The sequence below is a fragment of the Frigoribacterium sp. CFBP9029 genome, from assembly GCF_034045305.1.
In the GTDB taxonomy this organism is placed as follows: domain Bacteria; phylum Actinomycetota; class Actinomycetes; order Actinomycetales; family Microbacteriaceae; genus Frigoribacterium.
The window spans coordinates 148,562-161,775 of record NZ_JAXCWB010000007.1; the positions used below are offsets into that span (position 1 = coordinate 148,562).

Annotated in this window: 17 protein-coding genes; 14 read left to right on the forward strand and 3 right to left on the reverse strand. The window is 69.6% G+C overall.

All coding sequences use genetic code 11. The features are described from left to right. Positions 1-9: 9 nt before the first annotated feature. The gene (gene miaA / locus SOM11_RS11065; protein ID WP_320478032.1) at positions 10-921 is read left to right on the forward strand and encodes a tRNA (adenosine(37)-N6)-dimethylallyltransferase MiaA; all 912 of its coding nucleotides are present in this window, start codon (positions 10-12) and stop codon (positions 919-921) included. Continuing rightward, positions 918-1,796: a diaminopimelate epimerase gene (gene dapF / locus SOM11_RS11070; protein WP_320478033.1), complete on the forward strand. Its 879-nt coding sequence runs from the start codon at positions 918-920 to the stop codon at positions 1,794-1,796. The genes miaA and dapF overlap by 4 nt, the downstream gene beginning before the upstream one ends. A 27-nt stretch (positions 1,797-1,823) precedes the next feature. Here the strand turns inward: dapF and SOM11_RS11075 are convergent, their stop codons facing one another. Further along, the gene (locus SOM11_RS11075; protein WP_192060142.1) at positions 1,824-2,432 is read right to left on the reverse strand and encodes a class I SAM-dependent methyltransferase; all 609 of its coding nucleotides are present in this window, start codon (positions 2,430-2,432) and stop codon (positions 1,824-1,826) included. Positions 2,433-2,515: 83 nt separating this feature from the next. Here SOM11_RS11075 and hflX point away from each other — a divergent pair, with 83 nt between their 5' ends. Then, the gene (gene hflX / locus SOM11_RS11080) at positions 2,516-4,060 is read left to right on the forward strand and encodes a GTPase HflX (RefSeq protein WP_192060143.1); all 1,545 of its coding nucleotides are present in this window, start codon (positions 2,516-2,518) and stop codon (positions 4,058-4,060) included. Between the two features lie 70 nt (positions 4,061-4,130). Here the strand turns inward: hflX and lexA are convergent, their stop codons facing one another. Next, a complete protein-coding gene (gene lexA / locus SOM11_RS11085; protein WP_243213765.1) occupies positions 4,131-4,820 on the reverse strand; it encodes a transcriptional repressor LexA in 690 nt (229 codons plus the stop codon). A 250-nt stretch (positions 4,821-5,070) separates the two neighbouring features. Here lexA and SOM11_RS11090 point away from each other — a divergent pair, with 250 nt between their 5' ends. The 6 genes from SOM11_RS11090 to SOM11_RS11115 all read left to right on the forward strand — a co-directional run bounded on the left by SOM11_RS11090 (position 5,071) and on the right by SOM11_RS11115 (position 9,485). Beyond that, a complete protein-coding gene (locus SOM11_RS11090) occupies positions 5,071-5,457 on the forward strand; it encodes a LysM peptidoglycan-binding domain-containing protein (protein ID WP_192060145.1) in 387 nt (128 codons plus the stop codon). 109 nt (positions 5,458-5,566) lie between these two features. After that, entirely contained in the window at positions 5,567-6,652 is a 1,086-nt protein-coding gene (locus SOM11_RS11095; RefSeq protein WP_320478034.1) for a histidinol-phosphate transaminase, read from the forward strand. Continuing rightward, positions 6,649-7,263 (forward strand): imidazoleglycerol-phosphate dehydratase HisB, encoded by a 615-nt coding sequence (gene hisB / locus SOM11_RS11100; RefSeq protein ID WP_192060147.1) that lies wholly within the window; start codon positions 6,649-6,651, stop codon positions 7,261-7,263. Before SOM11_RS11095 ends, hisB begins: the two co-directional genes overlap by 4 nt. Continuing rightward, positions 7,260-7,895 (forward strand): imidazole glycerol phosphate synthase subunit HisH, encoded by a 636-nt coding sequence (gene hisH, locus SOM11_RS11105; RefSeq protein ID WP_192060148.1) that lies wholly within the window; start codon positions 7,260-7,262, stop codon positions 7,893-7,895. The genes hisB and hisH overlap by 4 nt, the downstream gene beginning before the upstream one ends. Before the next feature lie 79 nt (positions 7,896-7,974). After that, a complete protein-coding gene (gene priA, locus SOM11_RS11110; RefSeq protein WP_192060149.1) occupies positions 7,975-8,721 on the forward strand; it encodes a bifunctional 1-(5-phosphoribosyl)-5-((5-phosphoribosylamino)methylideneamino)imidazole-4-carboxamide isomerase/phosphoribosylanthranilate isomerase PriA in 747 nt (248 codons plus the stop codon). Next, the gene (locus SOM11_RS11115; protein ID WP_320478035.1) at positions 8,721-9,485 is read left to right on the forward strand and encodes an SseB family protein; all 765 of its coding nucleotides are present in this window, start codon (positions 8,721-8,723) and stop codon (positions 9,483-9,485) included. The genes priA and SOM11_RS11115 overlap by 1 nt, the downstream gene beginning before the upstream one ends. Positions 9,486-9,547: 62 nt before the next feature. On the opposite strand, the gene SOM11_RS11120 is transcribed toward SOM11_RS11115, so the two are convergent. Then, entirely contained in the window at positions 9,548-9,916 is a 369-nt protein-coding gene (locus SOM11_RS11120) for a DUF1844 domain-containing protein (RefSeq protein ID WP_192060151.1), read from the reverse strand. Between the two features lie 225 nt (positions 9,917-10,141). Between SOM11_RS11120 and infC the strand changes: the two genes are divergently transcribed. The 5 genes from infC to SOM11_RS11145 all read left to right on the forward strand — a co-directional run bounded on the left by infC (position 10,142) and on the right by SOM11_RS11145 (position 13,200). Continuing rightward, positions 10,142-10,816 carry a translation initiation factor IF-3 gene (infC, locus tag SOM11_RS11125; RefSeq protein WP_243213760.1) on the forward strand — a complete coding sequence of 225 codons (675 nt, stop codon included), beginning with the start codon at positions 10,142-10,144 and terminating at the stop codon, positions 10,814-10,816. Between the two features lie 3 nt (positions 10,817-10,819). After that, positions 10,820-11,014, forward strand: a complete 195-nt coding sequence (gene rpmI / locus SOM11_RS11130) for a 50S ribosomal protein L35 (protein ID WP_043596704.1) — start codon at positions 10,820-10,822, stop codon at positions 11,012-11,014. Positions 11,015-11,044: 30 nt separating this feature from the next. Beyond that, the gene (gene rplT, locus SOM11_RS11135) at positions 11,045-11,431 is read left to right on the forward strand and encodes a 50S ribosomal protein L20 (protein ID WP_192060152.1); all 387 of its coding nucleotides are present in this window, start codon (positions 11,045-11,047) and stop codon (positions 11,429-11,431) included. Positions 11,432-11,527: 96 nt separating this feature from the next. Then, positions 11,528-12,352 (forward strand): RNA methyltransferase, encoded by an 825-nt coding sequence (locus SOM11_RS11140; protein WP_320478036.1) that lies wholly within the window; start codon positions 11,528-11,530, stop codon positions 12,350-12,352. Between the two features lie 110 nt (positions 12,353-12,462). Next, entirely contained in the window at positions 12,463-13,200 is a 738-nt protein-coding gene (locus SOM11_RS11145; RefSeq protein WP_320478037.1) for an amino acid ABC transporter ATP-binding protein, read from the forward strand. Positions 13,201-13,214: the final 14 nt, after the last annotated feature.

A 13,214-nucleotide genomic window follows, 5' to 3' on the forward strand; every position in this document is an offset into this window, starting at 1 on the left:
CGACGAGAGATGCTGATCGCCCTGGTCGGTGCCACGGGCACCGGCAAGTCCGCGCTGTCCCTCGACCTGGCCGAGCGGCTCCGGTCGAGCGGTCGCCCGGCGGAGATCGTCAACGCCGACGCGATGCAGCTCTACCGGGGCATGGACATCGGAACCGCGAAGCTGCCGGTCTCCGAGAGGCGCGGCATACCGCACCACCTCCTGGACGAGCTCGACGTGACCGACGAAGCGAGCGTCGAGTGGTACCAGCGGCGCGCCCGGGCGGTCATCGACGAGGTCCAGGGGCGGGGTGCGGTGGCGGTGCTCGTGGGCGGCTCGGGGCTCTACGTGTCGAGTGTGCTGTTCGACCTCCGGTTCCCGGGCACCGACCCGGCCATCCGTGCGCGCTACGAGGCCGTCGGCGAGGCCCAGGGGCCGGGTGCGCTCTTCCGCCTGCTGCGCGACCGGGATCCGCTGGCCGCCGAGAAGATCGGCTCGACGAACATCCGCCGTCTCGTCCGTGCCCTCGAGGTCGGCGAGCTGACCGGCGAGCCGTTCTCGGCCCGCCTGCCCGACGAGGCGGCCCGCTGGCGCCCCTCGGCCATCGTCGGCGTGCACGACGATCGAGAGGCCCTCGTCGAGCGACTCGACGCCCGGGTCGAGCGGATGTGGCGCGACGGCCTCGTCGAGGAGGTCCGCGGTCTCCTCGCGCGCGGTCTCGAGCGCGGCGTCACGGCGGGTCGAGCGATCGGCTACGCGCAGGCTGCCGCCCAGCTGCGCGGCGAGCTGACGGAGTCCGACGCCATCGAGACCAGTGCGGCTCTGACCCGCCGCTACGCGCGTCGTCAGGTGAGCTGGTTCCGTCGGTACCCCGACGTCCGCTGGGTGCGGTCCGGCGACCCCGGGGGCGTCGAGGCGGCCCTCGATACACTCGACGCGTGACCACCACTCTCCAGTTCACCAAGGGCCAGGGCACGGGCAACGACTTCGTGCTGTTCTCCGACCCCGATGGCGAGTTCCCCCTCGACCCCGTGGCGATCCGGGCGTTGACCGATCGCCACTTCGGCGTGGGCGGCGACGGCGTGATCCGCGCGGTCCGGTCCGAGCACCTCCCCGACGGCCGGAACGCCCTGGCCGAAGACCCGGCCGCCGAGTGGTTCATGGATTACCACAACGCTGACGGCAGCGCGGCCGAGATGTGCGGCAACGGCATCCGGGTCTTCGTCCGCTACCTGACCGACCGCGGCCTCGCGACGCTCGAGCCGGGCGGCACCCTGGCGATCGGCACGCGGGCGGGGGTGCGCCACGTCCAGCGCAGTCTGACGGGCTTCCAGGTCGATCTCGGCCTCTGGTCGCTCTCCGACGAGTCGCCGACGGTGCGGGCTCGAGAGCTGCATGCGGCCCGCCCCGGTCTTTCGCTGTCCGTCGGCAATCCGCACGTCGTGGTCGCGCTGGCGACCGACGACGAGCTCGACGCGCTCGACCTCTCGTACCTCCCCGTCCTCGACCCCGCACCCGTCGAGGGCGCGAACGTCGAGTTCGTCGTCCCGGCCGACCCCCTGGTGGTCGACGGCATCGGCCACATCCGCATGCGCGTGCACGAGCGCGGCAGCGGCGAGACCCTCTCGTGCGGCACGGGAGCGGCGGCGGCGGCCCTCGCGACGCGGCACTGGGCCGGTGCCGGGGCGCCCGATCAGTGGCGCGTCGAGGTCCCGGGTGGCACGGTCGGCGTCCTGGTCGTCCCGACGGACGACGGCGAGCACGTCTCGCTCAGCGGTCCGGCCGAACTGGTCTTCAACGGGGCGCTCGAGATCTGACCGCCGTCGTCGGGCCTGCTTCGCTGATCAGCGACGGTGGGCCGTCAAGACGCGGTAGCCCTTGCTGGTGGAGGCGCGGGTCACGTCGACGACGTCGCCCAGCTCGGAGTTCATCCACTTCTGCAGCGAGTCCGCGCCGAGGTTCTTCTGGACGACGAGCCACGCGTCCGACCCGACCTCCAGTCGGGGGAGCCACCTGGTCAAGAGCCCGTGCAGCTCGTTCTTGCCGACGCGGATGGGCGGGTTCGACCAGATCGTCGAGAACCGCAGGTCGGCGGGAACATCGTCGGGCTCGACGGCGTTGACGTTCTCGAGGCCTGCGGCCCGGGCGTTCTCGCGCACGAGCTCCAGCACCCTCTTGTTCACGTCGACGGCCCAGACCGTCGCGTCGGGTGACGACAACGCGAGGCTCAGGGTGATGGGCCCCCATCCGCATCCGACATCGAGCAGATGACCCGAGGTCGGCGGCGTGGGCACGTCGGCCAGGAGGACGGCCGTCCCGGCGTCCACCCGATCGGGGCTGAAGACGCCCGCGGCCGTGGTGAGTTCGAGTTCTCGGCCCGCGAGGGTCACCGAGATGGTCCGGCGCCGCATCAGGCTCTCCGGTTCCGAAGAGAAGTAGTGCTCGCTCGCCATGGCCCACAACCTATCGACAATCCCCACGGGCGGCCGAATCGGCTCCCCGCTCACCGCCTGACGAAAGGGCTAGTATCACTCCGATGACAGACCTCCCCACGAACCCGCTCGATGCCGAGCGTTCCGAGCAGGGTGACGACGTCGTCGCCCGCGTGCTCGACCGTGCGGCGTCCCGGGCTTCCGCCTACACCGTCTTCTCGCCTGCGCAGGCGATCCAGACCCGCTCTCTGCACGACACCGGCTCGGACGGCGACCAGTTCGACCGCGACGATCGCCAGGCGCTCCGTCGCGTGGCGGGGCTCTCGACCGAGCTCCAGGATGTCACCGAGGTCGAGTACCGCCAGCTCCGACTCGAGAACGTCGTCCTGATCGGCGTCTACTCGCAGGGCTCGCTCTCCGACGCCGAGAACTCCCTCCGCGAGCTGTCGGCCCTGGCCGAGACGGCCGGCGCCGTCGTCCTCGACGGGCTGCTGCAGCGTCGGCCCAACCCCGACCCGAGCACGTACCTCGGCAGCGGCAAGGCCGAAGAGCTGCGGATGACCGTCGCGGCTCTCGGCGCCGACACGGTGATCGCCGACACGGAGCTCGCGCCCAGCCAGCGTCGTGCCCTCGAAGACGTGGTCAAGGTCAAGGTCATCGACCGGACGGCCGTCATCCTCGACATCTTCAGTCAGCACGCCAAGAGCCGGGAGGGCAAGGCGCAGGTCGAACTGGCGCAGCTCGAGTACCTGCTGCCCCGACTGCGCGGCTGGGGCGACTCGATGTCGCGGCAGGCCGGTGGCCAGGTAGGAGGCGCGGGTGCCGGAATGGGCAGCCGCGGCCCCGGAGAGACCAAGATCGAGCTCGATCGGCGACGGATCCACACGCGCATGGCTCGTCTCCGTCGGCAGATCAAGGAGATGAAGCCCGCGCGCGACGCCAAGCGGGCCAATCGCGACCGCAACGAGGTGCCCTCGGTCGCCATCGCCGGCTACACCAACGCGGGCAAGTCGAGCCTGCTAAACAGGTTGACGAGTGCCGGTGTGCTCGTCGAGAACGCTCTCTTCGCGACCCTCGATGCGACTGTGCGCAAGAGCTCGACGACAGACGGCCGGCCGTTCACGTACGCCGACACGGTGGGCTTCGTCCGCAACCTGCCCCATCAGCTGGTCGAGGCGTTCCGCTCCACCCTCGAGGAGGTCGCGGCATCGGATGTCATCGTCCACGTCGTCGACGGCTCGCATCCCGATCCGGCGGCGCAGCTCGCGACGGTCCGCGAGGTCGTCAGCGAAGTCGACGGGGGCGACATCACCGAGATCGTGGTGTTCAACAAGAGCGATCTGGTCGACCCCGACCAGCGACTCGTGCTCCAGGGCCTCGTCCCCACCGCGGTCTTCGTCTCCGCCCGGACGGGCGAGGGCATCGACGAGCTCCTCGAGCGCATCGCCTCGACCCTTCCGACCCCTGACGTCGAACTCGAGCTGCTCGTACCGTACGACAGGGGCGACGTCGTCTCTCATCTCCACGACTCCGGTCGTGTCGTCGAGACGGAGTACGAGGAGGCCGGCACGCGCGTGCACGCCCGGGTCTACCCGAGCGACGTGGCGTGGTTGTCGCCGTTCGTCGACCGCGAGGCCGTCTCGAGCTGAGCCGACCGAGTCGACCACGACGAAGCCCCCCGCCGAATGGCGGGGGGCTTCGTCGTTCGTCGAGTCGGGGTCACACCGACCGGAGCACGGCCACGACCTTGCCGACGATCTGAGCGTGGTCGCCGACGATCGGCTCGAACGCGCTGTTGCGGGGCAGCAGCCAGGTGTGGCCGTCGCGCTGACGGAAGACCTTGACCGTCGCCTCGTCGTCGAGCATGGCGGCCACGATGTCGCCGTTCTCCGCCGAGTTCTGCTGCCGGACGACGACCCAGTCGCCGTCGCAGATGGCGGCGTCGATCATCGAGTCGCCGACGACCCGCAGCATGAAGAGGTCGCCCTTGCCGACGAGCTGGCGGGGGAGGGGCATCACGTCCTCGACCTGCTGCTCGGCCGTGATCGGGATGCCGGCGGCGATGCGCCCCACCATCGGGACGTGCGCGGTGTCGCCGTCGTCGCTCGTCGTGAGGATGCTCGTCACGGGTGCGAGGGCGGGCGCCTCGGTCGAGAGGACCTCGAGGGCGCGGGGCCGGTTCGGATCGCGTCGGATGCGACCCGCGAGCTCGAGCTGGTTCAACTGGTGGGTCACGCTCGACAGCGACTTCAGACCGACGGCGTCGCCGATCTCCCGCATGCTCGGCGGGTATCCGCGCTGTCCGATGCTCTGCTGGATGGCCGTCAGGATCGACGTCTGCTTGGCCGTCAGCTCCTTGCGCGTGACCGAGCCCGTCTCGGTCGACCGGGTGCGCTGCGCGTCGCTCATGTGTCTCCTGCCGTGGATGTCGGTGGTCGCTGTTCTACTCGGACCACCGATCGAAACCGTATCCGATGCGGCGTCTTCGGCGAAACACATGTTCGAGTGTGTCGCCGATCCACGTCGAGAAAATCGAACATCGGGGTTGAAATCGACCTTGATCGAAGATATGTTCGGAACACGTCTTCGTGCCCGGTGTTCCCGGCCGATCGCCGGGCACGAACACGGACGTCTCCTCTAGCGGTGAAAGGACCACCTCATGAGCGCCATCACGACCACCACTGCCACTCCCACCCCCACCGACGACGCTGTCGCCTCCTTCTCTTCGCCCCCGCGCGTCCGGCTGCGCATCACCCGGCGGGGGCGTCGTGTCGTCAGCACCGCCGTCGGTCTGCTCGTCGCCGGTGTCGTCGGCGGCGTGCTCCTCGCCGGGCCCGGTGCAGTTGCATCGGACACCGCCGGTGCGGCGTCGTTCGACTACGTCACGGTCGACGGGGGAGACACCCTGTGGCAGGTCGCGTCCGAGATCGCACCCACCAAAGACCCTCGCGACGTCATCAGCGACATCGTGCAGTTGAACAACCTCAGCAGCACCGAGGTCGCGGCAGGGCAGTCTCTCGCCGTCCCCGCTCAGTACTCCGACTGACGGGCGGTCCACTGCGGCTCCGTCTGAAGAGACCTCGAGGGGTCGCGACCGCTGCCAGCCGAGGGCCGACGATTCGGGACTCCGTCCGGTGGAGACCTACCATGGAGCGGTGTCCTTCAGTCTCGACGACCTTCCCATCCGTGACGATCTCCGTGGCCTGACGCCGTACGGCGCACCGCAGACCAGGGTGCCGGTCGCTCTCAACGTCAACGAGAACACGCATCCGATTCCCGAGAACGTCGCACGCGACATCGTCGCATCGATCGCGCAGGCCGTCCTCGAGGTGAACCGGTATCCCGACCGCGAGTTCACGCAGTTGCGGGACTCCCTGGCCGCCTATCTGGGTCACGGCCTCACCCGAGACAACATCTGGGCGGCGAACGGCTCGAACGAGGTCATCCAGCAGATCCTCCAGGCCTTCGGCGGCCCCGGGCGGAGCGTCCTCGGCTTCCCTCCGACGTACTCGATGCACTCGATCATCGCGGCGGGCACCGGGAGCACCTGGGTCGAGGGTGCGCGAGACGTCGACTTCATCATCAGCCCCGAGACGGCGGTCGCCGAGATCCGTCGCACCGAACCGGACATCGTGTTCTTCTGCGGTCCGAACAACCCGACGGGCACGCCCCTCGACCTCGCCACGGTCGAGGCCGCCTACGACGCGACCGACGGAATCGTCTTCGTCGACGAGGCGTACGCGGAGTTCATGCCCGTCGGCCAGCCCACGGCTCTGACCCTGCTCGAAGGCCGGCCGCGTCTCATCGTCTCCCGCACCATGAGCAAGGCCTTCGCCTTCGCCGGGGCGCGAGTCGGATACCTCGCCGCCCACCCGGCCGTGACCGACGCGCTCCGTCTGGTGCGCCTCCCTTATCACCTGTCGTCGTTGACCCAGGCCGCCGCGATCGCCGCGCTCTCGCACGCCGACGAGATGCTCGCCATGGTCGGCGAGATCGCCACCCAACGCGACCGGATCGTCCGGGTGCTGACCGAGCTCGGCTACGAGCCCTGGCCGACCTGGTCGAACTTCGTGCTGTTCGGCGGGGTCGACGATCCGGCCGACGTGTTCGAGCGTCTGCTCGCCCGGGGCATCATCGTGCGGAACCTCGGCATCCCCCACCACCTCCGGGTCAGTGCGGGCACCGAGGCCGAGACCACGGCGTTCCTCGAAGCGCTGCGCGACATTAGGCTCTCCTCGTGACCGAACAGACCCCTACCCGCGTGGCCTCCCTCGAGCGTGAGACGAGCGAGTCGCGCATCGCGCTGTCGCTCGACCTCGACGGCACCGGCTCGTCGAGCATCGACTCGTCCGTCCCGTTCTTCGACCACCTGCTGACGGCGCTGTCGAAGCACTCGCTGATCGATCTGCGGGTGGCGGCGACGGGTGACACGCACATCGACGCGCACCACACGGTCGAAGACATCGGCATCGCCTTCGGCACCGCGCTCCGTCAGGCGCTCGGCGACAAGTCGGGTATCGCACGGTACGGCGACGCCCTGGTGCCGCTCGACGAGGCCCTGGTGCAGGCGGTCGTCGACATCTCCGGTCGCCCGTACCTCGTGCACGGCGGCGAGCCGGAGGGCTTCGAGCTGCACCTGATCGGCGGTCACTTCACGGGGTCTCTCGTGCGCCACGTGTTCGAGGCGATCGCCTTCCACGCCGGCATCACGGTGCACATCCGGGTTCTCGGCGGGCGTGACCCGCACCACATCGCCGAGGCCGAGTTCAAGGCCTTCGCGAGAGCCCTCCGTCAGGCCGTGCAGCCCGACCCGCGGGTGGTCGGCATCCCCTCCACGAAGGGCGCGCTGTGACGGTCCGTCCCTCCGTCGTGGTGCTCGACTACGGCAGCGGCAACGTCCATTCGGCGGTCAAGGCCCTCGAGCTCGCCGGGGCCGACGTCGAGCTGACGGCCGATCGCGCCCGGGTGCAGGCGGCCGACGGCCTCTTCGTGCCGGGCGTGGGGGCCTTCGGCGCCGTGATGAGCGCGCTCGAGTCCGTCCGCGGCGGCGAGCTCATCGATCGCCGTCTGGCCGGCGGGCGACCCGTGATGGGCATCTGCGTCGGCATGCAGGTCTTCTTCGAGGGCGGTGTCGAGCGCGGTGCGACGGCGGGCGGGCTGGGTGAATGGCCCGGTGTCGTCGACGAGCTGAAGGCCGACGTGCTGCCTCACATGGGCTGGAACACCGTCGACGTCCCCGAGGGCAGCACGCTGTTCGACGGCGTCGCCGACGAGCGCTTCTACTTCGTCCACTCGTTCGCGGCCCAGTCGTGGACCCTCGACGTGATCCCGCCGTTCCCGCAGCCGCACGTCACGTGGGCCGACCACGGCGGCCGCTTCGTCGCCGCCGTCGAGAACGGACCGCTCTGGGCCACGCAGTTCCACCCCGAGAAGTCGGGGCGGCCGGGCATCCGGCTGCTCTCGAACTGGCTCGGCACACTCTGACCCTCCCGAACCCGACTCCGGTCCCGCGCTCAGCGGGGCCCCGACGCGATCCGCGCGGCGCCGCCGCGAGAGAGACGACATGAGCGACTTCTGCACGACTCCGAGCCTGACCCTGTTCCCGGCCGTCGACGTCTCCGGGGGGCAGGCCGTCCGTCTGACCCAGGGGGAGGCCGGCAGCGAGACCGGATACGGCGACCCCGTCGCGGCGGCCGACGACTGGAAGAACCAGGGCGCCGAGTGGCTGCACCTGGTCGACCTCGACGCGGCCTTCGGGCGGGGCGACAACCGGTCGGTCATCAAGAAGGTCATCAAGCAGGTCAAGGGCATCAACGTCGAGCTGAGCGGCGGCATCCGCGACGACCGCTCCCTCGAAGACGCCCTCGGCACGGGCGTCAAGCGGATCAACCTCGGTACGGCGGCCCTCGAGAACCCCGAGTGGGCGGCGCATGTCATCGCCGAGTACGGCGAGGCCGTCGCGGTCGGGCTCGACGTGCGCGGCACGACGCTGGCCGCGCGTGGCTGGACGGAGGAGGGCGGCGACCTCTGGACGGTCCTCGCCCGTCTCGAGGAGGCCGGGTGCGCCCGCTACGTCGTCACCGACGTCACCAAGGACGGCACCCTCCAGGGGCCGAACGTCGATCTGCTGCGTCAGGTGATGGATCGCACCGATCGCCCGGTGATCGCATCGGGCGGCATCTCGAGCCTCGACGACCTCGTCGCGTTGCGCGAGCTGGTCCCGCAGGGGCTCGAGGGCGCGATCGTCGGCAAGGCGCTCTACTCGGGCGCCTTCACGCTGGCCGCGGCCCTCGACGTCGCCTCCGACTGATGTCGACGCCCGGCTCGGACAGCGCCGGTCGACCCTGGGAGGGTCGCACCTTCGATCATCACGACACGGCGTTCGCCGGTGACGACGGCTCGGCCGACCCGCGCCTCCTCGAGGCTCTCAAGCGGTTCCACCTCGGCGAGGTCGGTGAAGACACCGTCGTCGACGCGCTGCGACCCGCGCGGCTGCTCGTCCCCCTCGTGGCGGTCGCGGGCGATGAGGACCTCGACGAGCAGGGGCGACGGGTCGACAAGACTCAGGAGCTGTCCATCGTGACGGTGGCGGGCCCCGACGGGCGCGACGTGCTGCCCGCCTTCACCTCGGTGGCGGCGCTGTCCGTCTGGAGCGCCACGGCGCGTCCCGTGCCGGCCGACGCCCGGCGGATCGCCCTGGCGGCGGCGTCCGAGTCGACCGACCGGCTCGTGCTCGACCCGGGGTCGCCCACGGCGTTCGCCCTGCGCCGACCGGCCCTGTGGGCGGTCGCGCAAGACCTGCCGTGGCTGCCGAGTCACGCCGACGAGACCGTGCTGCGGGCCTTCCTCGACGCGGGGGCGGACGAGGAGGCGCTGGCCGGCCTGGTCATCGCCCCCGGCTACGAGGGCGCCCGGCTGGGCGGCCCCGAGATCGTCGTGCAGCTGGGCGTCCGTGCCGGGCTTGACCGCCAGGCGCTGACGGCTCTGCTCGGTCGACTGCAGACGGCCTGGGCAGCCGACCCGATCATCGCCGACCGGGTCGACAGCATGGCCGTCAAGGTCGTCTCCGTCTGACGGACCGCGGCTGCACGCTCCGCCGCGGTCCGACCCGGCGGGACTGCGGCAGGAGGCGCGGTCTAGTTGACCGGCCCCGTGAACTTCTCGCCGGGTCCCTGGCCGATGGGGTCGGGGAACGTCGACGCCTCGCGGAAGGCCAGCTGCAGCGACCGCAGCCCGTCGCGGAGGGCGCGGGCGTGCTGATCGCCGATCTCGGGTGCGCTGGCCGTGATCAGACCGGCCAGAGAGGTGATGAGCTTGCGGGCCTCGTCGAGGTCGGTCTGGGCGCGCGGGTCGTCGGCGAGCCCGACCTTCACGGCGGCCGCGCTCATCAGATGCACGGCGACGGTGTTGATCACCTCCACGGCGTTCACATCGGCGATGTCGCGTGCCTCGTCGCCGGGGGCCGAGAAGGCGAAGTCGGGGGAGTGCTCGGGGGTGTGGCTCACGTGAAGATCCTCTGCTAAGCTCGTCGAGGCTCCGAAGCATCTGCTTCGGTGCGAAAGTGGAGATTCTCCCACCCGCGCTTGACCGTTCGATTAGGTTACCGGGTTGTTGGTACCCCGCCGATCCTCCTCGAGGGTCGGCAGCCAGGGTGCAGCGATGTTCCGTCGCACCATCCGAGCACGACGTTCGGATGGCGCAGCGCGTCGCGAAACTCCTCTTTCCCTGCCGTGACCACCGGTCCGGCGGGTGACGAAGCAACGACAGAGGAGTTCCGCATCAGCGATCCCCGTACGAACGACCGTATCCGCGTCCCCGAGGTCCGCCTCGTCGGACCTGCCGGAGAACAGGTCGGTGTCGTCCCCATCGCCATGGCCCTGCGTCTCGCAGCAGAGGCCGAACTCGACCTGGTCGAGGTGGCCCCCAACTCGAAGCCTCCCGTGGCCAAGATCATGGATCACGGAAAGTTCAAGTACGAGGCTGCGCAGAAGGCGAAGGAGGCTCGTCGCAACCAGGCGAACACCATCCTCAAAGAGGTGCGTTTCCGTCTGAAGATCGACAAGCACGACTACGAGACCAAGCGCAAGCGCGCCGAGGGCTTCCTCCAGGGCGGCGACAAGGTCAAGGCCATGATCCTCTTCCGCGGTCGCGAGCAGTCGCGTCCCGACCAGGGGGTCCGTCTCCTCCAGCGCTTCGCCGAAGACGTCTCCGAGTGGGGCAGCGTCGAGTCGACCCCCACCATCGACGGCCGCAACATGGTCATGGTGATCGGGCCGCACAAGAACAAGTCCGAGGCCAAGGCCGAGGCAGAAGCTCGCAAGGTGGCCAACAAGGCGCCGAAGCACCCGACGTCCGACGAGGTTCCGGCCGACGCACCGGCGGAACCGACAGAAGAAAGTAAGTAAGACATGCCCAAGCAGAAGACCCACTCCGGCGCCAAGAAGCGCTTCAAGGTCACCGGTTCCGGCAAGATCATGAAGCAGCAGGCCGGCATGCGACACAACCTCGAGGTGAAGAGCGCCAAGCGCAAGGCTCGCCTGAACCAGGACCAGGTGCTCGCCCCCGCCGACGCCAAGGTCGCCAAGAAGCTTCTCGGTCACTGACCGCTGACACGAACGTAGAGGAACAAGAAAATGGCAAGAGTCAAGAGAGCGGTCAACGCCGCCAAGAAGCGTCGTGTGATCCTCGAGCGTGCCGAGGGTTACCGCGGTCAGCGTTCGCGCCTGTACCGCAAGGCCAAAGAGCAGGTCACCCACTCGCTCGTCTACTCGTACCGCGACCGTCGCGCCCGCAAGGGTGAGTTCCGCCGTCTGTGGATCCAGCGCATCAACGCCGCGTCGCGTCAGAACGGCCTGACCTACAACCGCCTCATCCAGGGTCTGTCCCTGGCCGGCGTCGAGGTCGACCGCCGCATCCTGGCCGAGCTGGCCGTCAACGAGCCCGCCACCTTCGCCGGCCTCGTCGCCACCGCGAAGGCCGCGCTGCCCGCCGACACCTCGGCTCCCAAGGCTGCCGCGTAGTCACCAGCGCCACTGCACCACCCCGGCCCGGACGGTCTCACCGTCCGGGCCGTCGTGCGTCCCGGCTCCCGAGGCCGGGTGAGGCATAGTGGGGGAGTGAGCACCTCCCTCCTCGACAATCCCCGATCGCCCCGCGTCCGCGCCGTGGCGAAGCTGGCCAAGCGCGACGCGCGCACCGACACCGGGTCGTTCCTGCTCGAGGGCCCCCAGGCGGTGTCCGAGGCCCTCGCGTTCCGGCCCGAACTGCTCGTCGATCTCTTCGCGACGCCGACGGCGCTCGAGCGTCATCCGCAGGTGGGTGCGGCCGCCCACGAGGCCGAGCTCGAGATCGAGTTCGTCAGCGAGGCGGTCATCGCCGCGATGTCCGACACGGTGACCCCTCAGGGCATCATCGCCGTCTGCCGCCAGTTCCCGACCGCCGTCAAAGACGTCTTCGCCGACACGGGCGACGGCGGCCCCCGTCTGATCGCCATCCTCGAAGAGGTCCGCGATCCGGGCAACGCCGGCACGATCATCCGTGCGGCCGACTCCGCCGGCGCGGACGCGGTCATCATGACCGGTCGAAGCGTCGACCTCTACAACCCCAAGGTGGTCCGCGCGACGACGGGCTCGCTCTTCCACGTGCCGGTCGCCGTCGGCGCCGATCTCGCGTCCGTGGTGGCGCGCTGCGCCGAGGCGGGCATCCAGGTGCTGGCCGCCGACGTCAAGGGCGACGACCTGCTCGCGGTGCGCAGCGAGGGCGTCCTCTCGGCCCCGACGGCCTGGCTCTTCGGCAACGAGGCCAGAGGGCTGACCGACGACGACCTCAAGCTGGCCGACCGTGCCGTCGTCGTTCCGATCTACGGGCACGCCGAGTCGATGAACCTCTCGACGGCGGCATCCGTCTGCCTCTACGAGAGCGCCTTCGCGCACCGGAGCTGACCTGCAGGAGGCGCGGGTCGCCTCGACAGGCGCCCGCCCGTGTCGTTTCGATCGCGTTACGAATCCGCTGTGAATTTGCGCCCGTCAGACCCACCTGTTTGTGTGGTCGCATGGAACCCCTCGTCGTCGTCGACCACGTCAACAAGCACTTCGGTGAACTGCACGTCCTGAAGGACATCACGACGACGGTCTCCCGGGGCGAGGTAATCGTGGTCATCGGGCCGAGCGGTTCGGGCAAGTCGACGCTGTGCCGGGCCATCAACCGGCTCGAGACGATCGACGACGGAACGATCTCGATCGACGGCACGCGCCTCCCCGAAGAGGGCTCCGAGCTCGCGCGTCTGCGGGCCGACGTCGGCATGGTCTTCCAGAGCTTCAACCTCTTCGCGCACAAGACGGTGCTCGAGAACGTCACGCTGGGCCAGATCAAGGTCCGCAAGCGCAGCAAGGCCGAGGCCGAGAAGCGGGCGATGGAGCTCCTCGAGCGCGTCGGCGTGGCGAACCAGGCTCAGAAGATGCCCTCGCAGCTCTCGGGCGGTCAGCAGCAGCGGGTGGCGATCGCCCGCGCCCTCGCGATGGACCCGAAGGTGATGCTCCTCGACGAGCCGACCAGCGCGCTCGACCCCGAGATGATCACCGAGGTCCTCGACGTCATGGTGCAGCTGGCCAAAGACGGCATGACGATGATCGTCGTCACCCACGAGATGGGCTTCGCCCGCAAGGCGGCCGATCGGGTCGTCTTCATGGCCGACGGCGAGATCGTCGAAGAGAGCACCCCCGAGCAGTTCTTCACCGCGCCGACGTCCGATCGGGCGCGCGACTTCCTGTCGAAGATCCTCACCCACTGATCGACAGACCCCGT